This window comes from Mesorhizobium loti CJ3sym (assembly GCF_000472785.1).
GTDB lineage: Bacteria > Pseudomonadota > Alphaproteobacteria > Rhizobiales > Rhizobiaceae > Mesorhizobium > Mesorhizobium loti_E.
This window is the reverse complement of sequence record NZ_AXAL01000022.1, coordinates 26221-47762: the sequence shown is the minus strand read 5'-3', so window position 1 is coordinate 47762 and position 21542 is coordinate 26221. Positions and strand designations below refer to the sequence as shown.

Genomic DNA, 21542 nt, shown 5'->3' with positions numbered 1-21542 from the left:
AGAATGCGCGTTCACTTGCCAAAGATGTCGTAGCTGAAATATTTGTCGTTGATCGTTTTATAGGTGCCATCGGCGCGAACCTCCTTGATCGCCTTGTTCAACGCCTCACGGAGCTCGGTGTCGTCTTTTCTGAGGCCGATCCCAATGCCTGCACCGAAGCAACCAGGTTCGCTGACAGGGTCACCCTTGAATGCAAAGCCCTTGCCGCGCTCGGTCTTCAGCAAGCCGAAGTCGAGCTGGATCCGATCGGAGAAAACCGCGTCCAGTCGGCCGGCAGCGACATCAAGGAACATGTCTTCAGCGTTCTGGTAAACTTGGACGCTAGCATTCGGATAGGTCTTCTCCAGATAGCATTGGGCAACACCCGGAATCGTGCCGATCTTTAGCCCGCCCAGAGCCTTGTCGGCAAAGTCGATCTTGGTTCCGTCGGACGCAACGAACGAAGCAGCTGTTTGATAGTATGGATCGGTGAAGTCGATCTGCTTTTTGCGCTCCTCGGTGATGGTCATCGAGGCAAAGATTCCATCAAACTTTTTCACCAGTAGACCCGGGATCATGCCGTCCCAATTCTGGGCCACGAAGGTGCAATTCCGGTTCATCTTCTTGCAGAGTGCATTCCCTAGATCGATTTCAAAGCCCGCTATCGAGCCGTCCGCGGCTCGAAAGTTAAAGGGCGGATATGCCGCTTCTGTAGCGAACGTGACGTCGCCGGCTATGGCAACCGCCGGCATCAGGGCAATTCCGAGTAGGGCAGCCAGCCCAAGCAATTTGTTTCTCATTCTTTGTTCCCCTGGATTTCGCGGGCATTGCCGCTCGTTGACGATGTGCCATTCCTTGGGTGCGCCAGGCGATCTTGTCGTCGCAACCGAAGCCGGCGTACCTTTGCGAAACTGCTTCGCGCCGCTTGTGCCGTCCGGCCTTTCCGCTGTTCCAACGTTAGTGCAGCCGCGGTTTCATGCGTTACCTAATTCCTCAAGCCAGGTTTCCAAACTAGGCAACCAAGTGGCATCGGGTCCCATGCTAGGGCGATGCGGCGCTATCGAATTGATCGGTCCTGCTCGGGAGATGAAATTGACGAAGATCGTGTCACTTGAGGAAATCCTCAAAGCGCTGCCGGACATCGACGTCGTCGCTGAGATCGAGCGCGGCTTTGTCGCCCTGTCCGAGGGAAAGGTCGAGGTCCCGCCGGTTGGCGAACTTCTCTTCCCTGATGAAAGCGGCGAGCTTCACATCAAATACGGTGCAGTGCGTGGCGACGACGTGTTCGTCGTCAAGCTCGCAACGGGGTTTTTCAACAATCCGAAACTGGGGTTGCGACCGTTCTCCGGTTGCATGCTGGTTCTCTCCGCAAAGACAGGTCAGGTTCTCTCCATCCTTCTCGAGGAAGGGGAACTCACCAATCATAGGACCGCCGCTGCAGGCGCTGTCGTTGCGCGTCACCTCGCACCGCCGCGGTTGGAGATTATTGGCATTTGCGGCGCCGGCGTGCAGGCGCGCCTGCAGGCCGACTATCTGCGCCGCGTGACGGGATGCCGTGACCTTGTCTTGTGGGCCCGTGATGCCGAGCGGGCGACCGAAGCCGTGCGCGATATCGCGCGGATGGGCTACAACGCTCGTGTGGCGACAAGCCCAGAAGAGGTTGCAGCTTCGTCGCAGCTGATCGTCACGACGACCGCTGCCCATCAACCATACCTACTGGCGGGCTGGATCAGGCCCGGCACGCATATCACTGCGATGGGTTCGGATACGCCCGAAAAGAACGAGATCGATCCGATGATCCTGAAGCAGGCCACCTTGGTCGTCGCCGACAGCATCCCGCAGTGTCTGGTGCGCGGAGAAATCCACGCCGCGATAGCGGCCGGTGCCATGAGGCCAGAGGGGGTGGTCGAGCTTGGAAATGTTATTTCTGGAAAGGCGGGTCGGCGCTCGCCCGAGGACATCACGCTGGCCGATCTAACCGGTGTCGCCGTGCAGGACATCATGATTGCCAAAGCAGTGGTCGCACGAACAACTTGAGGGGTACCCGATGCAGATTCCTACTTTCGTCCTCGAACGAAGCCAGACGCTTTATGAGAACGATGTTGCCATCAATCTGACGGAGAGCGGCGTTCACCCCGCGGCGATCTCGGAAATCTTGTCCGTAGCCGAACTGGCGGAGCTTGCCTCCCTGCCCTTGGGTTATGGATATACGGACGGCAATCCATCGCTGCGCCAGTCAATCGCCGATTGGTATCCCGGTGCGGCTTCGGAAAACGTGCTGGTCGCCCACGGCTCCTCGGAAGCGAACTTGCTGGCCCTGATGGCGCTAGCCGGGCGCGGCGACCACATCATCGTCGTCGTGCCGAACTTCATGCAGATCGCTGGCCTAGCTGACAGCCTCGGGATCGAAGTCACGCAGGTTGCACTGCGGCCGGGCGATGGATGGCAACCCGATATCGCTGCTCTTGAGGCGGCAATCGGCCCGCGGACCAAGCTGATCACGCTCTGCGATCCCAACAATCCGACTGGCACCACACTCACCCCATCTTCCCGGCAAGCGCTTGCAGAACTGAGCGATCGCGCTGGCATCTGGTTGCATGTCGACGAAATCTATCGCGGCTCGGAGATCGATGGCACAGACGCCCCGACCATTTATGGGATGGGCAAACGCGTCATCGTGACGGGCGGTTTGGCGAAATCCTTCGGTTGCCCCGGCCTTCGAATGGGGTGGATGATCGGTCCGCAAACGCTGGTAGCTGAGGGCCACCGGTTCCAAGACTATACAAGCATCGGCACTGGCGTCGTCTCGCAGTTCGTCGCCGAGAGAGCGGTGGGCGAGCCAGTGCGTAGCAAGTTACTCTCGCGCGGACGCGAAATCCTCTTCGCCGGGCGTCAGCGGGTGGCCGAATGGCTCGAAGGCCGTGATGGTTGGTCCTGGGTCGTGCCACAAGCTAGCGGCATGGCATTCCTTCGCTACGACATGGACATGCCGTCAGAGACTTTCGTGCAAGAATTGCGCCGCTCCAAGGGCATCTTCGTTTGTGCAGGCAGTTGGTTCGGTCTTGAGGGTCATATTCGTGTGGGCTTCGGCGTTGACCCACATCACCTTGAGAGCGGTCTGGCCGGGATCGACGAATATCTGCGCGAGAGGCGGTCGTTCAATTGACCATCACTGTTCCTCGCGGCCTTCCGACTTAGCATCGTAGGCTACGACCTCCAGTTCAACCAGTCCGCCATTGAGCAGTTCCGCCACGGTGGCGGTCCGCGCTGGTTTCGAACCCGGGAAGTATTTTGCATAGGCGGTGTTGAACTCGTGCGCGTCCGTAGCCTCTTGCAGGTAGACGTTGATCCTGACGATGTCTGAAAGACGCAAGCTCGCCCGCTGGAGGATGTCCTTCACTTCCAGCATGATGCGATCGGTCTCGGCCGCAACCCCACCGCTGACGATCTCTCCGTCTGGCCCGAAGCCGGCAAGGCCCGACAAGAATACGAAATCGCCGGCGCGAACCGCCTCCGAAATTGTTAGCCCTTCCACATTAGGCCCCGCAATGAATTCAATCGTCATGATGTTTTCCGATCTGCCTCGATCCCACAGACGCATTCATAAGACCGGCTGCTGGTGATTGGTTATGAGAAGTGGAAACTGACCTTTATGAAAAGAGAAACGACGCTCCATATATCGGCGTGCAGGCTGACTGGATTGCAAGGGAGACCGACGTGGCACAATCGATCAATGTCGACCCTAAACATGTCGAACGGCTGATATTCGAGCTCGGCAAATTCGGAGAGCACAGCGGTACCGGCGTCTGGCGCACCGTCTATTCACCGGAATGGGTGGCGGCGGCCGACAAGTTCGCAGATTGGTGTAGGGAAACGGGCATGGCTGTGCACAGCGACGCGGTCGGCAACGTCTGGGGAAAGCTTCAAGGCAAAGAGCCCGGACCGTCGGTCGTCTCCGGATCGCATATCGATAGTCAGACACCCGGCGGACGCTACGACGGTGCCTTAGGCGCTATCGCCGCGCTAGTTGCGGTTGACGCACTTGCCAAGCAATTCGGCCAGCCTCGCCGCACATTGGAAGTGTTGGCACTTTGCGAGGAGGAGGGAAGCCGTTTCCCCGCAGCAAGTCTCTGGGGCTCGCGCGCCATAACCGGCTGCATCGAGCCGCGCGAACTCGACGAACTGGTAGACAGCGACGGGGTGTCGATTGGCCAAGCTATGAAGGCTGCTGGACTTGATCCCAACGACCTCGGCAAGGCGCAGCGCGACGACATCGACACGTTCATCGAGCTTCACATCGAGCAGGGTCCCGTGCTCGATGCCGACGGTCTTGGGGTCGGCCTCGTCACCGCGATCAACGGACTGCGTCACTACCGTGTGGAACTGACCGGAGAGGCAAATCACGCCGGCGCCTTTCCTATGGATGCGCGCCGCGATCCGATGGGGGGGTTTGCGGAAATCTCCGGCGGCCTCATCTCAACCGCGGAGCGTTGGGGAAGGCCGGCCGTGACGACCGTGGGGCAAGTCAGCGTCGAACCCAACCTGCCGGCCATCATTCCTGCGAAAGTCACTTTCATGATCGATGCCCGGCATCCTGATCCAGATGCTGTGCAGCGGCTTTATACCCTGCACGAAAATCTGATCCGCGAGGTTGCGGATCGTCGCGGCCTGAAAGTGAAGATCACGGTGGTGGAAAACCAGGCGCCCCTGATCTGCCACCCCGAGATCGTCGCAGCAATAAAGGCAACAGCGGCGGACCAGGGCATCCGGCTGGGCACGCTGTCCAGTGGCGGCAGCCACGACACGCAGCAGATGTCGAGGATCGCCCGTGCCGGGATGATCTTCGTCAGGAGCAAGGACGGTAGGAGCCATACGCCTGAGGAATTTTCGTCGATTGATGACATTGTTGACGGCATCAAGGTGCTGGCCGGGACACTCTACAAGCTGGCCTATTGCTAGGAGGCTGATGTGAGCCGTCACGCCGTCTGTTCATGACGGCCGATGTCGGAGCTGATGAAGAATATGTGAGATTGACGACCGATGTGAGCGCATCGCCGCGATCAGTTAGACTTCCAGGAGCGCGCTGTACCTGAGCCCAAGGCTGCTACGCAATTAGGAACAAAGTGCGCGGCTCTTAGATAGCAACCGTTGGAAAATCAGGCCGAAGCGGGTCAAATCTTCGATGAGCAATTCTCCACGTCATCTCCCATGCCGACCGGTATTCACAAGGTCCCAAAGTTTTCTTTTTCAATCTCTGTCGCAGTCGTCGGCAACGACTGTCCTGGTGGCATTGGTGCTTTTCGCTCTCGCACTGGCTCTGGGATAGCAAGGCGGTTGAGCCGTGGATGTTCTGTTTGGTCTTTGACCAGCTAGGTCAGTCTTGCTCGCGTCGTGCGCGGCGTGGCCAATAGCAGGCTGGTCTCGCTGCCGGTGATCCCAGCTATAAGGCGAATGCGCCGCAGCACGGCATCGAAATCAGTCAGCGAGGCCGTCCCGAGCTCAACCACTAGGTCCCAGCGACCGTTAGTGGTGTGGATGGTTGAGACTTCAGGGAAGCCGCCCAGCGCACGAACCACGCGGTCGGCGGCATGGCCCTCAATCTCAATCAGCATGATACCGCGGATGCGCTGATCGACCGCGTCGGCGCGCAGCACTACCGTGTAGCCGATAATATCGCCGGACCGCTGCAGCCGCTCCATGCGCGCCCTGACGGTGGCGCGCGAGACGCCGAGATCGACGGCAAGATCCGACACGCTGCGCCTGGCGTCATGTCTAAGCAGGGTCACCAGGCGTTCGTCCAGCGCGTCCATCGAGGTACCATTTTGATCAAGTTCGCTGCCATTACGATAAACAATGCTTCTCGGATTGCCAATTCACCCTGTTCATATCGCCGGTTGGCCGTGGTCTCCTGCCGGCCATTCGAAACTTGGTGGTTGGTAAAACAGATGCGTTGCAGAATCGTCGGGGCGCCGGTGCAGGACGGTGCCGGCAGAATGGGATGCGAGATGGGGCCGAGTGCGCTCAGGACCGCCGGCCTGCGCGAGGTGCTGTCCGGCCTCGGCCACAGCGTCGAGGATCTGGGCGCGGTCCAGCCGCTTCCGGCAAGGCGCGTCGTGCATGGCAATCTGGCGCTGAAGGCCCTGCCCGAGGTATCGGCGTGGACATCCGCCATTGCCGAAGCCGCCTATGCGGCGAGCAAGGATGCCATGCCGATCTTTCTCGGCGGCGACCATTCGATCTCGGCTGGCACGGTATCGGGCGTCGCCCGCCGCGCCGCCGAAAGCGGGCGCCCGCTGTTCGTGCTGTGGCTTGACGCGCATCCGGACTTCCACACGCTCGACACCACCGCCAGCGGCAATCTGCACGGCGTTCCGCTCGCCTATGCCAGCGGCCAGCCGGGTTTTGGCGGCTTTTTTCCGGACCTGCCGGCAGCGGTCGATCCCAAGCGTATCTGCACCATGGGCCTGCGCAGTGTCGACCCGGCGGAGCGACGGGCGCTCAACGAGGCGGGCGTGACCGTGCACGACATGCGCGCCATCGACGAGCATGGCATCGCGCCGCTGCTGCGCGCCTTCCTGGCGCGCGTGTCGGCGGAAGACGGCCTGCTGCATGTCAGTCTCGACGTCGACTTCCTCGATCCGTCGATCGCGCCGGCTGTCGGCACCACGGTTCCCGGCGGCGCAACGTTCCGCGAGGCGCATCTGGTGATGGAGATGCTGTCCGACAGCGGCCTCGTTTCCAGCCTCGACCTGGTCGAACTGAATCCCTTTCTGGACGAGCGTGGCCGGACCGCGACGCTGATGGTCGACCTGACGGCGAGCCTGATGGGCCGCCGCATCATGGACCGCCCCACTCGCAGCCATTCCGGGAGCTTTTGATGACTACGGCAAAGTTGAACATCGTCCCGTTCGTCAGCGTCGACCGCATGATGAAGCTAGTGATCGCCATTGGCGTTGAGCGCTTCCTGACTGAACTCGCCGGCTATATCGAGGAGGACTTCCGTCGCTGGGAACTGTTCGACAAGACGCCTCGCATAGCCTCGCACAGCCATGACGGCGTCATCGAGTTGATGCCGACAAGCGATGGGCGCCTGTATGGCTTCAAATACGTCAACGGCCATCCGAAGAACATGCGCCAGGGGCTGCAGACGGTCACCGCCTTCGGGGTACTCGCCGACGTCGGCAGCGGCTATCCGATGCTGCTCACCGAAATGACAATCCTGACCGCGCTGCGCACCGCCGCGACGTCAGCTGTCGCGGCCAAGTATCTGGCGCCGGACGGTGCGCGCACCATGGCCATCATCGGCAACGGCGCCCAGTCGGAATTCCAGGCGATCGCCTTCAAGGCGTTGGCCGGCATAGATCGGCTCAGGCTCTACGACATCGACCGGTCCGCTTCGCTGAAATGCGCCAGGAACCTGGCCGGCATGGGGTTCGACATCACCATCTGCGGCACCGGGCAGGAAGCGGTTGAAGGTGCCGGCATCATCACCACGGTTACCGCCGACAAGCAGAACGCCACCATCCTCACCGACAACATGGTCGGCTCCGGCGTCCACATCAACGCCGTCGGTGGCGATTGCCCCGGCAAGACGGAACTGCACAAGGACACCCTGCTGCGCTCCGACATTTTCGTCGAATTCCCGCCGCAGACACGCATCGAGGGCGAGATCCAGCAACTGGACCCCGACCATCCCGTGACCGAGCTTTGGCAAGTCATCGCCGCCAAAGCGCCAGGCCGCCGGGATGCCAAGCAGATCACACTGTTCGATTCCGTCGGCTTCGCCATCGAGGATTTTTCGGCGCTGCGCTATGTGCGCGACCAACTGCAGGCAACCGGCCTCTACGATGAACTCGATCTGCTGGCCGATCCCGACGAACCGCGCGATCTATTTGGCATGCTGTTGAGGGCAGCCCTGCAACCTGCCGCGTGAGTACCTCGACCAGAACGAGCCGTGGTCCGCGAAGTCTGCTTTCATGCAGATGCAAAGCTGACCTCAACGACCGAAACGCGGCGCATTGCTGACAGGCAGCCTTGGGCCGAGAGGCGACGGTCATTTAATATGAGTCATTTGGCTGAACCTGACCATCCCGGGAAACGCCAAGCAATTTGGTTGGCAGACCGTTCGATTTCTAGCCGGCGGTATCCGTCGCTACTACTCCCATCGTCCGCGTCTTCCATTTCCAATCCACAAACCTCATGCATCATGATGACACTCCATGCTCAATCGTTCTGGGGTGTGCCCGAGCCTGCACGGATGCATCAAGTTGCCACGCCGCCAGGAGCAAGCCCATCCCCGAAATGGAGACTCCAGATGGATGACCGAAAGTTTCTTAACGGCTGAGGAGGTTTCAGACCGCTATCGCGGCAGCATCTCTGTTGGAACGCTGCGAAACTGGCGAGCAATGAGAGTTGGACCGGCCTTTATCAAGGTGGGGAAAGCCGTGCTGTACCCGACTGAGGAACTTGATACGTGGGACCAAAACAATATCGTGCCGTGCCGTGCGTCAAAACGACTCACGATGAGCGCTCGTGAGTGAGCATGATGATCACTGAGGAGCACGCAAGACCGGCCCCAGTTACCGCACCCATCCTGCTGGTCATTGCAACTTTTTCCGTTACTTTTCAGCTACTTATAGAGACTACAATGGTTCTCCACAATGATCCCGCTCCATACCCGTCGGGCATGCTGGATCACGCTGTGTCACGCGTTAATCAAAATTCGCTTCGAAATGCGTGACTTGAGCGTCTCTGTCGCGCGCGCCAAACTGGCGCGCGACGGGTGATAGAAAGCAAAAGTAGCCAGTTGTCCTGCGAGAGCGTCATTGGGGGAAAGAAATGCGCCCTTCCCTCAATGCAACGCCGATTTCACGCCGCAATAGATTCCATCAGCCGCCTCCTGCGTTATGCGATGGAAACTTAGCTATAGGCGGTGCATCCATGAACGGCTCCACGTCGGCTGATACTCTCCACCGCTGCCGTCTCCGCGCCGAGCAACCTTCCGCCAACGAGTCCGCCGCCACGAGTGGAGGTGTGCGTCCCAGCCGGAAGCCCCAAGATCTCGCTGTCAGTGCAAGTCCAACACCGCTTTGATCACCGTCTCCGGCGCCTCGAGAGGAATATTGTGACCGATCCGCGGGAGAACCCGTCGCTCGTACGTTGCGTAGGGCGCCTGGCTTGCGCTGAACGACAGCNAGATAGTGCCGCCAGTCATAGATCGTCTGCCTTGGTCGATCATGCGAGCGATCGATGATGCGGCGATGCTCACAGACAATCAGACCCTCCGCAGCGACAACGACACGATCCGGATAGAGCCGAAGGCTCACGGGCCGATTGGCAAACGACGCCGGCACGCTGTAGCGGTTGCGCTCCAGATGCACGAGGCAGGTTGGGGAGACCCGCTTGGTNTATTCGACAAAGCCGTCGAAGAGACGGGACGCCGGCATGAGAGCCTGGGCTTCCTCGGCCCAGACATCCGCAATGGTGCCGCGCATTTTTCCATGCGGGGTCTTGTGCCAAAACTCTTGGCATCGAAGCTCCAGCCAGTCGTTCAGGGCTTCAAGTGATGGAAAGCGTGGAACCGGTTGAAAGAACCGATGACGCGCATCCTGCACGTTCTTCTCGACCTGTCCCTTCTCCCAGCCGGACGCGGGATTGCAGAACTCAGGCTCGTAGAGGTAGTGGCTGGCCATGGCCATGAAGCGGACATTGACGTCGCGCTCCTTGCCGCGGCCGACCTTGTCGATCGCGGTCCGCATATTGTCGTAGATGCCGCGCCGGGGAACGCCGCCAAAGACACGGAAGGCATGATTGTGGGCATCGAACAGCATCTCGTGCGTCTGCAACAGATAGGCCCGGACGATGAAGGCCCTGGAGTAGCTGAGCTTGGTATGGGCCACCTGCAGCTTGGTGCGTTCATGGCCGATGATTGCCCAGTCCTCGGACCAGTCGAACTGAAACGCTTCACCAGGATCGAACGAAAGCGGCACGAATGTTCCGCGCCCTGTCGTCTGTAACTCCTTCTGCAGATCAGCCTTCCACCCCCGAGCGAAAGCCGCAACACGACCGTANGACCCCTCATAGCCAAGGCTCAGCAGATCTGCATGAAGCTGCTTGATCGTGCGTTTCTGTTCGCGGTTCTTTTTTGCCTCCGTCCTCAGTCAAGCTGACAAACGGTCGGCAAATGCGTCAAGCCTGCTCGGCCGTACTGGAACCTTGAACTTCGGCTCNACCTCGCCCACCCGCAGGTATTTGCGCACCGTATTCCGCGACAGGCCGGTCCTGCGGCTAATCTCACGGATCGATAGATGCTCTCGAAAATGCCAGCGTCGGATCACGCTCAATAATGCCATGTCGATCACTCCGTAGCCCCCGCTGAAAACACGCAGGGCAAAGTTCAAACATGGGTCAATTCTCGGTGGAAATATCCCGTGCTACCGGGTCAGTTCTCAGTGGCAATCAACACTTACACTTCTAAATGGGCGGTCTCGATAGCTGACTCAAACCGATCGAGTGTCTCCTCGCTTGCCGAGCGGGCGTCTATCGTGAAGCGTGTTTCAGACGCGATAGTGTTTATGGAATTTGGCGTGACATTCCATCGGCCGCATATCATGCGCAAGGTGTCCAAAAATCTTTTTCTGGAGATGATTTCCGCCAGGTGTTCGTGCGCTAGCACAACAGCGTCGCGGCGCATCGACATTGGTGTTGTCTCGGCATGGGCAGCGGCTCCTTTGCAAGCTGTTGCGCAACTCTGCTATCTATAATGTCCATGCCTGACCCGACCTACCTCACCCCTGAAGAAGTCATCGCTCGCTATCGCTGACCGATTAGCGGCGGGACTCTTCGCAACTTGCTTTGCATGCGGATCGGGCCGTCGTTCCTCAAGATCGGCAAAACAATTCTCTATCCGAGCGGCGAGTTGGATCGCTGGGACAAATCGATTCTCGTTGTCTGAAGACCCACACGCGAACTGCCGTGGGAAAAAGTGGCACCGCTAAAGTAGCAGAGAGGCCGTTCAGTCGTTCCGAGTCGCTGGCCAGATAGGTAAGCGTTCGGTATCTGTGGTTAATCGGGACGTCAGAGTACTGAGCAAATACGATCATGCCCAAGCGTGAAAGTTCACAAGTGATCACTTGGCACATACCCCATTTAACGGCACCACCTTTCCAGAATCAGACCATAAGCAGCTGATAAATATCATGAATCAGGTCATAGTGGTTTGATCCACAATGATGCCGCTCGATACCCGTCGGGCATTGTTGGTCACAGATAATCCTGGACGATCGTGCAAACGAGTGTTTTGAGCGAGTTGTCGGCGATCCCTTACAATCAGAGTGGGATGATGAATTGCCAATTCTTCCTTGACGACTGCAGAAACGGAGCCAATGCCCACGCGCCATTACTTGAGACGCGATGTCGGCCGTATAGAACGAGTCTGTCACTGCCGCCCTGACATCAGCGCCAAGCCGAAAAGGACGTTGAGCATGGGCAATGACGCGTTCTCAGGGCGCTGTGCTTCTCCACAGGAACATCGCCGCAACGACCAACACCGGGAGGAAGGCCAGTAAAAGGCGAACGCGGGCGCGGTACGCGTCTAGAGAGTGTATTCGTGCACATACCCCGGCAGCACCTAGGGTAAAAGCGCTGATACCAACGATCATTAGGCGGTCGCCCTCAAACATCACATATGACAGCAGCCCCCACCCCAGCACTCGAAGGTCCCACCAAGTCGACTGGCTGGTCAGCAGCACCAGCAGCGTTGATGAAAACCCCAGCCGTGCAATATCCCGCGCGAACTTCCCGGCAATCCCTTCCGACAGAGTGGGAGACGCGAAGGGCGCTGCACGGCAGATGAATAGCCAACAACAAAACACATAAACGGAGCCGACGAACACACTGGACAGGCAGAAACCCGCGATGTCGTTCACGCGGACTCTATGTGCCGTCGTGCTCGAAAGGACCTCCGATTGCGTCGCGAACTGCAACAGCGTCTCAACCATCAGTGCCGTCAGGAAGAACATCGAGAAGATGAAGACGCCGTCCGCATTTTCCACAACCCCTCTGTCGATAAGCGCCAGATTCCGGTCGCGCACTGACGGATGCTCGCCGAAACCGAGAGCACCCCGGAACCGTCTCCAACGGGACGTCCCGCCGCCACCTGCATCGGCCAGAGTATGCGCCGGCAGGCCAGCAACAGTGGCGGCAAGGGCGTCGGCGTGGAATTCTCGACCCCGTCGTGAGGCCCGACTCTCGGCGAGGAGGACCGCGAGAAGTACCCCAATTGTAGCGGCCAGATCGATCGTATCGAGTGCGTCGAGCAGCAGGGCCTTCCACATCGGAGGCCCAAAAATTACTGCGCCAGGCTTGACCGCCGACCAAAACGAATAAGCCACAGATACCCTTTGGTACACGCTCTCGTAGAAGGTGTATCCAACGAAGGCGCAACAGCCGAGGTAATTGGCCTTCACAACTTCCTCAGCTGCGAAGTCTTTTGTCGCGCAATGCGCTAACTCGTGCGCCACGTTGAATTTGAATCTCATGGGGTCGATGTGTCTCAGACTTAGCCCACCGGGGTCGATGCTGATAATGTTATTCAGACCAACTGAGTATGCCCGAAAGCCACCCGCGGCCCCCACGATCGGCGTGGCCGATATGCCAAAAGCTCGCGAGACTTGGTGCACGATGGCAAGAGCCGCAGGATTGCCAATCGAGGGTGCATTCTCGCGCTTGAACCGTCGTCGGTGAAGGGTGCGCCTGCCCGAAAAGACTATGCCTAGCAGGACACCGTAACACAAGGCTCCGAACAAGAAGTGCCCGAGGGGTACGTTTGTGATGAATCCCGGCAACCGCAGGAACATCTCCGAGCCGAAATACATGGACGAAATGATTCCGCACATCAGCGAGATATTGATCGCGCGATAGGTGTTCTGGTCCCGCAACCTTCGTAGCCGATAGGCTTGCGACCGTCCGCTGCTCACGTCACAGATCGTCGGCGAACTTGGCGATGATTCTGTCCACCGTGCCCTCATCAAAATTCTGCTTAAGGCAGGCGTCGCGTATTGCCCCCTTCAATTCCGCCTTCCCTTCCGGGGTGAGCCCACCTTGAAACGCGCCCTGCCGCGGATTCTGTAGCCAATGCGAGAGCAGAGAACGCCCTTTTGCCGTCAGGTAGTCTTTCACTGGCGCGAGAGCGCCGTCCACCGCCCAATCCGTCAGTTTATCAATCACTTTTCCACCGATGAAGTAGGCTATGGGACCGACCGCCAGGATTACCTCAGCCATACCAAGGCCCAGACCGTCAGGGGTCGCCTGACCGCGGCGCCTGAGCTCAAAAGCCGCCTCATAGTCCGGGATGTCCGCGATCTCCTGAGGTGCAAGGGACTGAATCATCGATCGAGCGATCACGTAGCTGGGCCGCGGTGTATCTTGGGCCGTCATAGCGTCCTTCCTATGCATCTTTGTTCGCCACTGCCAGCGAACCGTGGCGAGAACCGCACCAGAATCTCGCCGGTTCGAGATCGCAGTGGTTGTAGCATAGATCCGCGTTCTGAAGGTACATCGTCTGGACTTGAGACCTAGGCCTTGAGGCCGACGAAGCGGGCACGGGTCGAATCTGCTCGCTAACGACTTCACGCGGGAATGCCTGGCGCTGGTCGCTGACACGTCGCTGTCAGGCGCCCGTGTGGCCCGGGAACTGGACGCCGTCATCGCCCGTCGCGATAAGCCTTGCACGATCGTCTCCGACAACGGCACCGAACTGACCTCGATGGCCATCCTCAAATGGTGCCAGGAGAGCGGCGTCGAATGGCATTACATCGCGCCCGGCAAGCCGATGCAGAACGGCTTCGTGGAGAGCTTCAACGGCCGGTTCCGCGACGAATGCCTCAACGAAACGCTGTTTTCCACCCTCGCGGAAGCACGGGCGGCGATCCAGCTCTGGAAGGAGGACTACAACCGGCACAGACCACACTCAGCGCTGGGCAACTTCACGCCCAGTGAATTCGCCATGAAAATGGCACTGGAAAAACAGGCCGCATGAGGCCGTCAATCCTGTGGAACACTACGGGGCCAGTGAAGCGATAGGCGTCAGGAAACGGGTGGCGACAGCTATCGATCGGTTGGACAGTGGGAGCCTAACACAAGAGGCTCGCCATGATGTCACTGTTGATTGCTCTCCATGTACATGCCGCCAAACGGGGCGACGGCCTATTGCCGCAATTCCTTGGAGTGTCCATTCCGCGTGTGCTGATCACTTGATAATCGGAATACGTTTGTTAGGTTCCGCCAATCAGGTTTCCGTAGCGTCAGAGCGAGGAGCGGCGTGTCGTGCCGCCGACTTGAAGGCGTTAGAGACTTGGCTGAACATTGGAGCTGCCACCCATGCCGCATGCTGCAGAAACACAGGTTACACCCGCCGTTGAACGCTACGTGCTAGCTATGTCCACCGGTGATGAAGATGGGCTGCGCGCGGCCTTTCACGCAAATGCCTCGGTGATGGGTAACTACCAAGGGGCGGTCGAATGGCTGAGCTTGGACGCTTATGTCGCCGAGGTAATTGGCGCCAGCCTGCCGCCGAACAACAATCCAAAATGGAGTGTAACCTCGATCGACATTACCGACGATGCTGCCTCGGTGAAGATGGAAGACGAGTTCGGGAGCATGCGCTTTACCAATTACCTGTCCCTACTCAGGATCGCCGGAGAGTGGAAGATTGTGAGCAAGCTCTACCACCCTTCGACGTAGCCACAGGGCGCAGGCCGATGCCGCACGTCCATACAGCACTCAGCTTCGCCGCGATCCTTACCGGCGTCATCGCGACCGCCGGTCTTTTCCGAGGCGGTGCGGAACGCGCCTGGACACGAGCGTTTCTCGTGCTTGCGGTAGCCACAAGCGTCACGGGCTTTTTATCACGCCCGCGATCGTGACCGGCGTGATTGCGCTGGTGATCCTGGGAGTGGTGCTGCTCGCCTACTACCGCTTCCGCGTCGAACGCGCATGGCGCTGGATTTACGCCGGCGGGATGGTCGCCAGCCTTTATCTGCTCGTGTTCGTTGGCGTCGTTCAAGCGTTCCAGAAGATCGCGCCGCTCAATCGGCTCGCGCCGACGCAGACCGAACTACCGTTTGCAGCCGCGCAGGTTGAAAACGCGATTGGGCTCGTTTCGCCAAAAGTTTAATCGCGCCACGGGAAACAATCGAGCGGACGTGAGCCACCATCGTCTGCGTTGGGAGGAGCGGCTCTTCGGCGCGGTAGCCGAATGGCGGACAGCATTGATGTGAATTGCCACCGGAGTCCGGGTCATATTGCAACGCTGCCCCGGCGCAAATATTCGGTGAAGGCAGTATTGTCATCATATTTTCGGCAATTTACTAAACAATCCCACTCCTGTTCGCTGATGCCGTTCGTATGCAAATCGGAGATCGGGTATGGCGGCCGCGGAGGAGCGAACGAAGCCGCACGGCTGATCACGACCGCCCGTTGCAGCGACCCGCGTGGCCTGGAATTCGCCGTCCGCTCGCCCCGCTTCCGTGCGGCCCGGCAATCATAGGAATACCGTCAGCATCGCTCACGATCTAATAGACTACGAGGGTATGCGAACCAACGCGACCTTAAGCTAGCGTCGACGAAACGTCTCGACCTCGAGCGGGCCGACCGGCGCGGCCACGTTGAGACCGAAGAAACGCTGCTCCCACCTTTGTTTGCGCGTACTCAGCTGCCAGTCGAAATCGCGCAGCAGACTAACGGTGAACAGCTTGGCAATGAGGATCGCCACGTCCTTGCCGGGACAGGTGCGATCTTCCGGCACGACGGTATCGTTGTGACGGCCGCGCGGCCAGATCAAATGCGCCGACGCGGCCGGATCGTCGAAGCGGTCCGGGTTGAATTCCTCGGGTTTGGGGAAGGCGAACTCATCCAGATGGGCGAACGGGATGACGCCCATGGCAAGGTCGCCCTTGCGGATGGCGAATGATCCGGAGTCCGACTCGATCAGCCGAGCCCGCGTTGCCCGCCCGAAGAGGAAGAAGACCGGCGGATGCAGCCGGAGTATCTCGCGTATTGTCTTGTCCAGAAGCGGCATCCCCGCGACCTTCGTGATGTCCCGTTCCGATGAAGCATCGCCCAGCCCCGCGGTGATTTCCGCGCGCAACGCCTCACGCAGATCGGGACGATCGCTCAATTCCCCGACGATCGACTTCAGCAGGTTCTGCGTTCCCAGGAAGGAATTCATGCCGATCATGAACGCGATCTGCTTGGCGACGACATCCGCGTTCGTCAGGCCTCGTTCCCTGGCGGCAACCAGGATGTCGGAAAATTTGGGTGCACCCTTGATGAACTCAAGCAGATCCTTGTAAATCACCAGGGACTTCGAGAAGGACGACCAGGGAAGCAGCCGGGCAATCGGCACAGCAAAGTGCAGGAAGATGCCGTTGTAGAGCGTGCGGACCTTAACTGGGTCGGGGCTCGTGCCTAGGAACCACGTGAATAGGAAGGTCGCAGAGAAGTTCTCCAGCTCGTCCCGCCACGAGAACCGCGGTGCCGAAAGCCATTTCTCGGTGAAGGTCGCGAAGATACCGCCGAAGGTCGAGCCAAGCACATGCGCATTGGCTTGCAGCAGGCGCATGTAGAGCGATTTCGGTCGATCATGCGCCGGTCCCGACTCGAAGATGCTGGGGGGCACATTGCCGACGAGATCAAGGGGCGGCACCGCCCAGCTGAATCCATAATCCTGGATCAGGTCCTTCGACTTGAAGAGCGCGCTTATCGCCTTGCCGTCCATCATGGCGATGGTCGGCCGGAACAGGTTCACCTTGAATACTGAACTGCCGTATTTTTTTCGACGGCGCTCGAAGAAGTTCCTCCAGCCGCTCACCAGGAAGAAATCCACCGTGTCGATGATGGTTCCCAGGATCGGCAGCCCGTAAGAACCGGGAGGCGTAAGGCCGGCAGAGAAATTGATCCTGCGGTTTCCCATCGCGCTGTTGCGCCGAACGATACTGTCGAAAGACGACGTCTCGTTCAGCGCCTGCAATCCGGGTTCGGAGAACGCCAATGGCCCGTAAACGTTTTGCGAGAGCAGCGGATTGGTCAGGGCCTGCGAAAAGGCATCCACACCGACCATCAAGGTCATGAGTTCGCCCAGCACGGCATTGGGTGCGCGTTGCTCAGCGAACAGCCCGACAAGGAATTCCACCCGATTGATGTCGTGATCGTAGGCGGCGCCCAGTTTCTCGGCGATCCTGCGGTCGCCACAGAGCTCCATAAATGACGTTAGCGGCGGCAGACCGAACCGCACGCGGTATTCATTGTAGGACCGCAGCCGCCACGCCCGCGATTTCTCGATCGCCGCCAGATCGGCCGGCACTAGGAATGGCGCGGTATTCTCCAGCCCGATACGCCCGGCGCGCTGGTTCGTGGCCGCACTAAGCACGTCTTCGATACCAAATTTCACGAGCAGCTGGTTATTGAACCGGAATTCCGTGCTCGGCAGCATGTCTTTCCCGACGTTCAGCTCGGTCGGAATGAGTGGATGCCAGCGATAGAGGAGATCGAACTCCGCGCAGATGCGGTTGGTGCGGTACCAGTTCTGGCGCTCAGCGAAGCCGACCTCCACAAACACTTTGAACAGGGTCACCGTCAGATGATTGATGTAGTCGTTGATGATGACTTTGAGCAGGCAGGCGATGTTCACGTTACGCGCCGTCTCGAACAGCCGATCGTCCTCCCAGTCGGGATGTCGCTTGGCGATCTCCCGGCAGAGACGGTTGTGCTCCCGCATGAAGATGGTGTTGATGGCGCTGTAGTAAATCGTGGAATTTCCGCGCTCGAGCCCAGCGACGAAAAGGCCTGCCTTGCGCTCGGGCGTATCGAAGGGCGGCGTCAGGACGGCGTGGCGATAGTCGCCGGTCTTCTTGTTGATGTAGGAGAGCGAGAGATACTCGTCCTTCACCCGGCTGCCATCGGGCTTGAAGAGGAATGGCGGATAGAATTGCCCGCGGATCTCCTGCATCTTCAGCTCGCCGCCCTGCCGGCTGCGCAGCAGCGCCGTATCAGCGGCCGTCAGCCCATATATCTGGCAAAGATCTATTTCGTGGTTGGAGGTGTTCTTGCGCACGTCGTCCGGATCGGTACGCAGGAAACTGTCGGTAAACCATTGGGCAAAGAAGCCGAATAACGCCGAGCTCTTGCCGCAAGGTAGCAATTTATCTTGCCGGAGAAAGAGCCCAGCGAGGCCGGCGGTCGGCGGCAGCCGCGCGACCGTGATCGGGTCGGACGGCGGGAGATGTCGCCCGGTATAGGTGCGATCGACCAGACCGGTCCACGATGTGTAGTCGCTGCACACACCCGGCGCGGGGAATGGCCCCCAAAGCGACAGAGGATGCGGCCTAGCCGGGGTCGAGTTGGTGATGAAATTGATAAAAAAACGATTGACCCAGGTGCGCAGCAGCGGAACGCCGCTGATGAAGTCCCAAAACCAGGGAAAGCGCGACACGAAGCCCATCACGACAGTTCTCTTAGTGGCCAATCCCTCGTCCCCCCTCAGTCCGCTGTTAGCACAGACTTTCTGTATGCGATATTCTCCCTCAGTTTCTGCAACTCGCTACACAAGTTCAATACAAAGATTGAGAAATAATCGAACGGCCGCTTTTGGCAGACAGTGTTGATTTAGTCAGCGTTGATCGGCTGCCGGTGTCATCTCCGGTGGCATACGAGCTATCGAAGCGCCTAAGTCGCACGCGCTACGATTCAATGGAGAAGATGAAGAGCTTACGTTTCCAACCCAAGTCTACAGCAGAGTTCAGAGCCACCGGTCGGATTTGCCGTAGTTGTTCAAAAAGAAACCAATTCGATCTACGCCTCTCATGACAGCCTACTTAGTCCGGAATCATCTCCGTCCTCTTGGGTACGTCAAAGAATATCGGAGAAGACAGGATAATATCACAATGGGTGACTGGCTGATTAGATTGAGACGGGTTTTTACGGCGGTCAGGCTCTAGGGTACCAATCAACTTGGCGTGGACGACGTGATCCTTCACCAAGATGTTCTCGCCGCCATCCACCTTATTCAAGGGGTACTCGAAATTGTCTATGTCCGCGTAAATTCCACCATCTCTGATAGAAACGACGTCGTATAGCTCAGATCTTAGCAAAAGATCCGAATCTACCGAGAACGTCCTTCCATCGCTCAAAACGGCGCACACGGTGTTGAACGAAAACAATCGAGTTTGCTCTTGATTAATACCAAACTCAACAAATATTGCTGTCATTAACGCGATAAACCATCCACACGATAAAGAAATATTTACAAACGAATAAGCAAACAAGCTAGCTATCGGCAACTTTTTGTGCCATGGCCAACGTCTAGTCAAATGTATAAAAGAAATTGAAAAAGGTAGAATGAGGACACAAACAAAAAGCAGTGGAGCATGGAAGGAGGTATACCCTTCGGCGCTCTGACGGGGCGTGCTATTAGGTGTTGCCAACAGCAAATAAACCTGCGCCAACACGACACCAATTAGACCCACGCAGAAACAAAGGCGCAGAATCGAGAGCCGTACGACAGAAAATTTGACGTTAAGCGACAGTTTCCTTAGATATACCAGAAATCGGAAAAGAAGATCGAAAATTATTGTCAGTATAGTAGTAAGTATAAACACAAAGGCGAAAGAATTTCCGCTTTCAGATATACCCGCAGTTCGCTTGAAGGCTTCATATAAAAGCCCAGGTGTGTGCACTGTAACGGCCGCAGCAAAGCAGATGAACATCAATGTCAGGGAATTTAGGCGAGCATCCACTCTCAAAATAGATCGCCATGCCGACCTTCTTCGTCTTAGCATCGGGGCGATTAATGGGCCGACGATTAGAACCACGATGTCGTAAACGCCCAGAATAAGACTATTCACGATGTCGTTAAATATCTCAAGCGGCTTGAACATCGCCGGCAATCCTTTTAGGACAATGGAAGACAGACCATAGAGGTGGCCTGCGATGAGTATTGCGCGAAACCAGCGAATACAGAAGCGAGTTTTGAGGTCAATACGACTCCGGGCTTGGCGTTCCAAGCCCTCAGTGTCTGCTTCAAAAAGAAGTGAGTGATTTCAGCGGGTTGTGATTCAGTCGGATTGCTGAGATTCGACGGAGATCATGATGCCCTGGACCGAAACCACTCGCCCTCACCATGAACGGCGCTGCCCGCGCTACGCAAGCGACCTGACGGACGCGGAGTGGGCGCTGATCGAGCCGCTGATGCCGGCGCCGAACCGGATCGGCTTGCCCCGCAAGACGAACCTGCGCGAGGTTGTGAATGCGCTGCTTTACATGGCTTCGTCGGGCGGAGCATGGCGGCTTCTGCCGAAGGACTTCCCCCGTTCTCGACGGTCCAGAAATACTTCTGGCACTGGTGCGACGAAGGATTGCTGCGCGCCATCAACAACGAACTCGTCATGGCCGCGCGCGAAGGGGAAGGCCGGGAGGCGAGCCCGTCCGCCGGCGTCATCGACAGCCAGAGCGTGAAAACCACCGAAAGCGGCGGCGTTCGTAGCTTCGACGCCGGCAAGAAGGTCAAGGGCCGCAAGCGGCACATCGTCGTCGACACGCTGGGCCTGCTGGTCGGCGACGTCGTTCACGCCGCCGACATTCAGGACCGCGACGGCGCGCCGGCCGTCCTGAAATCCATCCTCAAGCGCTGGCCGTGGCTGCGCCATGTCTTTGCCGACTGCGGCTATGCGGGGCCGAAACTGCGCGGCGCCCTGCAAAAGCTCGGCACGTTCACGATGGAGATCGTCAAGCGGTCGGACAGTGCCAAAGGCTTCGAAGTCCTGCCGCGCCGATGGGTCGTCGAGCGGACCTTCGCATGGCTGGGCAGATGCCGAAGGCTGGCAAAGGACCTCAAGCGGTCCATCGAATCCGCACAGGCCTGGGTTCTCATCGCAAACATCCGCACGCTCACCCGACGCCTCGCAAGAGCCTGAAAACACTGCAGTCGTTCTGATTCAGACGATCAGATACGCAAACGCCCACTCGGGCAGCACTGCCCTCGCTGCGGATCTGGTCGCTGGCGTGGGCATAAATCTCCCGTCGAGCTTCCTCAGAGGTTACAAACCAACCGTCGGCTCGCACTGAGCCGGGTCAGAACTTGTAGGCGATACCGGCGCGCACGATGTCGGAGAATTTTGCGAGTTCAAATTATTGTCTCCCGATCTTCTCAGAGGCTTTCCGCAATGCCACACAGGGTCGATCTGCTGTCAATCGGAGGGCAATTGCTCTTCCACCCGATCAGCAGGCTCTATGAACGGACCTCGATCATCGTCACCACGAACCTGGCGTTTGGAGAATGGCCCGCCGTCTTCGGTGACGCCAAGATGACGACAGCGCTGCTCGACCGTCTCACCCATCATTGCGAGATCATCGAGACCGGAAACGAATCCTGGCGCTTTAAGAACCGCGCCTGATGACCCCCCGAAGGCTCAGAAGCGCGCCGTTCGGGAATATCAGCGACATCGCGGTCAAACATCATTGAACGCCATCAGCGGAGAGGCAACCAAGAAGCGTTCACCAAATTAAAG

16 protein-coding genes and 4 pseudogenes are annotated in these 21542 nt (G+C 58.4%); 11 read left to right on the top strand and 9 right to left on the bottom strand.

The window, feature by feature from the left end; all coding sequences use genetic code 11:
- Positions 1 to 11 precede the first annotated feature (11 nt).
- The gene (locus A3A9_RS0126555) at positions 12 to 779 is read right to left on the bottom strand and encodes a transporter substrate-binding domain-containing protein (protein WP_027061347.1); all 768 of its coding nucleotides are present in this window, start codon (positions 777 to 779) and stop codon (positions 12 to 14) included.
- A 292-nt stretch (positions 780 to 1071) separates the two neighbouring features.
- Here A3A9_RS0126555 and A3A9_RS0126550 point away from each other — a divergent pair, with 292 nt between their 5' ends.
- Together A3A9_RS0126550 and A3A9_RS0126545 are read left to right on the top strand one after the other, a co-directional pair.
- Positions 1072 to 2016 carry a hypothetical protein gene (locus tag A3A9_RS0126550; RefSeq protein WP_027061346.1) on the top strand — a complete coding sequence of 315 codons (945 nt, stop codon included), beginning with the start codon at positions 1072 to 1074 and terminating at the stop codon, positions 2014 to 2016.
- Positions 2017 to 2026: 10 nt separating this feature from the next.
- On the top strand, positions 2027 to 3145 hold the full coding sequence (locus A3A9_RS0126545; protein ID WP_027061345.1) for an aminotransferase class I/II-fold pyridoxal phosphate-dependent enzyme: 1119 nt from the start codon (positions 2027 to 2029) through the stop codon (positions 3143 to 3145).
- Positions 3146 to 3148: 3 nt separating this feature from the next.
- Here the strand turns inward: A3A9_RS0126545 and A3A9_RS0126540 are convergent, their stop codons facing one another.
- The gene (locus tag A3A9_RS0126540; RefSeq protein WP_027061344.1) at positions 3149 to 3544 is read right to left on the bottom strand and encodes a RidA family protein; all 396 of its coding nucleotides are present in this window, start codon (positions 3542 to 3544) and stop codon (positions 3149 to 3151) included.
- 71 nt (positions 3545 to 3615) lie between these two features.
- Between A3A9_RS0126540 and A3A9_RS0126535 the strand changes: the two genes are divergently transcribed.
- Positions 3616 to 4938 carry a Zn-dependent hydrolase gene (locus A3A9_RS0126535; RefSeq protein ID WP_245279125.1) on the top strand — a complete coding sequence of 441 codons (1323 nt, stop codon included), beginning with the start codon at positions 3616 to 3618 and terminating at the stop codon, positions 4936 to 4938.
- A 410-nt stretch (positions 4939 to 5348) separates the two neighbouring features.
- On the opposite strand, the gene A3A9_RS0126530 is transcribed toward A3A9_RS0126535, so the two are convergent.
- Entirely contained in the window at positions 5349 to 5789 is a 441-nt protein-coding gene (locus A3A9_RS0126530) for an Lrp/AsnC family transcriptional regulator (protein ID WP_027061342.1), read from the bottom strand.
- A gap of 135 nt (positions 5790 to 5924) precedes the next feature.
- On the opposite strand from A3A9_RS0126530, the gene rocF reads away from it, so the two are divergent.
- From rocF to A3A9_RS43020, 3 genes are all read left to right on the top strand, one after another.
- On the top strand, positions 5925 to 6857 hold the full coding sequence (rocF, locus tag A3A9_RS0126525; protein WP_027061341.1) for an arginase: 933 nt from the start codon (positions 5925 to 5927) through the stop codon (positions 6855 to 6857).
- Positions 6857 to 7912, top strand: a complete 1056-nt coding sequence (locus A3A9_RS0126520; RefSeq protein ID WP_027061340.1) for an ornithine cyclodeaminase — start codon at positions 6857 to 6859, stop codon at positions 7910 to 7912. The genes rocF and A3A9_RS0126520 overlap by 1 nt, the downstream gene beginning before the upstream one ends.
- Before the next feature lie 385 nt (positions 7913 to 8297).
- Complete coding sequence (locus A3A9_RS43020; protein ID WP_082222240.1) at positions 8298 to 8519, top strand: helix-turn-helix domain-containing protein; 222 nt, start codon at positions 8298 to 8300, stop codon at positions 8517 to 8519.
- A gap of 618 nt (positions 8520 to 9137) precedes the next feature.
- Here A3A9_RS43020 and istA read toward each other — a convergent pair.
- The 4 genes and pseudogenes from istA to A3A9_RS0126495 all read right to left on the bottom strand — a co-directional run.
- Positions 9138 to 10331, bottom strand: a pseudogene (istA, locus tag A3A9_RS41345) (IS21 family transposase); the annotation flags it as partial.
- Positions 10332 to 10444: 113 nt separating this feature from the next.
- Positions 10445 to 10702, bottom strand: a pseudogene (locus A3A9_RS46545) (Zn-dependent hydrolase); the annotation flags it as partial.
- 778 nt (positions 10703 to 11480) lie between these two features.
- Entirely contained in the window at positions 11481 to 12917 is a 1437-nt protein-coding gene (locus tag A3A9_RS0126500) for a hypothetical protein (RefSeq protein ID WP_027061338.1), read from the bottom strand.
- A gap of 40 nt (positions 12918 to 12957) precedes the next feature.
- Positions 12958 to 13416, bottom strand: coding sequence for a hypothetical protein (locus A3A9_RS0126495; protein WP_152536191.1), 459 nt, complete (start codon positions 13414 to 13416; stop codon positions 12958 to 12960).
- Positions 13417 to 13594: 178 nt separating this feature from the next.
- Between A3A9_RS0126495 and A3A9_RS39540 the strand changes: the two are divergent.
- The 3 genes and pseudogenes from A3A9_RS39540 to A3A9_RS41900 all read left to right on the top strand — a co-directional run.
- Positions 13595 to 14017: pseudogene (locus tag A3A9_RS39540) on the top strand (integrase core domain-containing protein); the annotation flags it as partial.
- Between the two features lie 341 nt (positions 14018 to 14358).
- The gene (locus A3A9_RS0126485) at positions 14359 to 14721 is read left to right on the top strand and encodes a nuclear transport factor 2 family protein (protein ID WP_027061336.1); all 363 of its coding nucleotides are present in this window, start codon (positions 14359 to 14361) and stop codon (positions 14719 to 14721) included.
- Positions 14722 to 14899: 178 nt separating this feature from the next.
- The gene (locus A3A9_RS41900) at positions 14900 to 15154 is read left to right on the top strand and encodes a hypothetical protein (RefSeq protein ID WP_051371176.1); all 255 of its coding nucleotides are present in this window, start codon (positions 14900 to 14902) and stop codon (positions 15152 to 15154) included.
- A 438-nt stretch (positions 15155 to 15592) separates the two neighbouring features.
- Here A3A9_RS41900 and A3A9_RS43015 read toward each other — a convergent pair whose 3' ends face one another.
- Positions 15593 to 18478 carry a cytochrome P450 gene (locus tag A3A9_RS43015; protein WP_082222231.1) on the bottom strand — a complete coding sequence of 962 codons (2886 nt, stop codon included), beginning with the start codon at positions 18476 to 18478 and terminating at the stop codon, positions 15593 to 15595.
- A gap of 373 nt (positions 18479 to 18851) precedes the next feature.
- The gene (locus A3A9_RS44290; RefSeq protein ID WP_152536189.1) at positions 18852 to 19913 is read right to left on the bottom strand and encodes a hypothetical protein; all 1062 of its coding nucleotides are present in this window, start codon (positions 19911 to 19913) and stop codon (positions 18852 to 18854) included.
- Positions 19914 to 20124: 211 nt separating this feature from the next.
- Here A3A9_RS44290 and A3A9_RS39525 point away from each other — a divergent pair.
- Positions 20125 to 20948 (top strand): IS5 family transposase gene (locus tag A3A9_RS39525; RefSeq protein ID WP_152536188.1). Its coding sequence is split into 2 segments (ribosomal slippage): positions 20125 to 20338 and positions 20338 to 20948, totalling 825 coding nucleotides; the frame shifts between segments, so codons are not numbered across the junction.
- A gap of 279 nt (positions 20949 to 21227) precedes the next feature.
- Positions 21228 to 21428 (top strand): annotated as a pseudogene (locus A3A9_RS0126450) (ATP-binding protein); the annotation flags it as partial.
- Between the last annotated feature and the right edge of the window lie 114 nt (positions 21429 to 21542).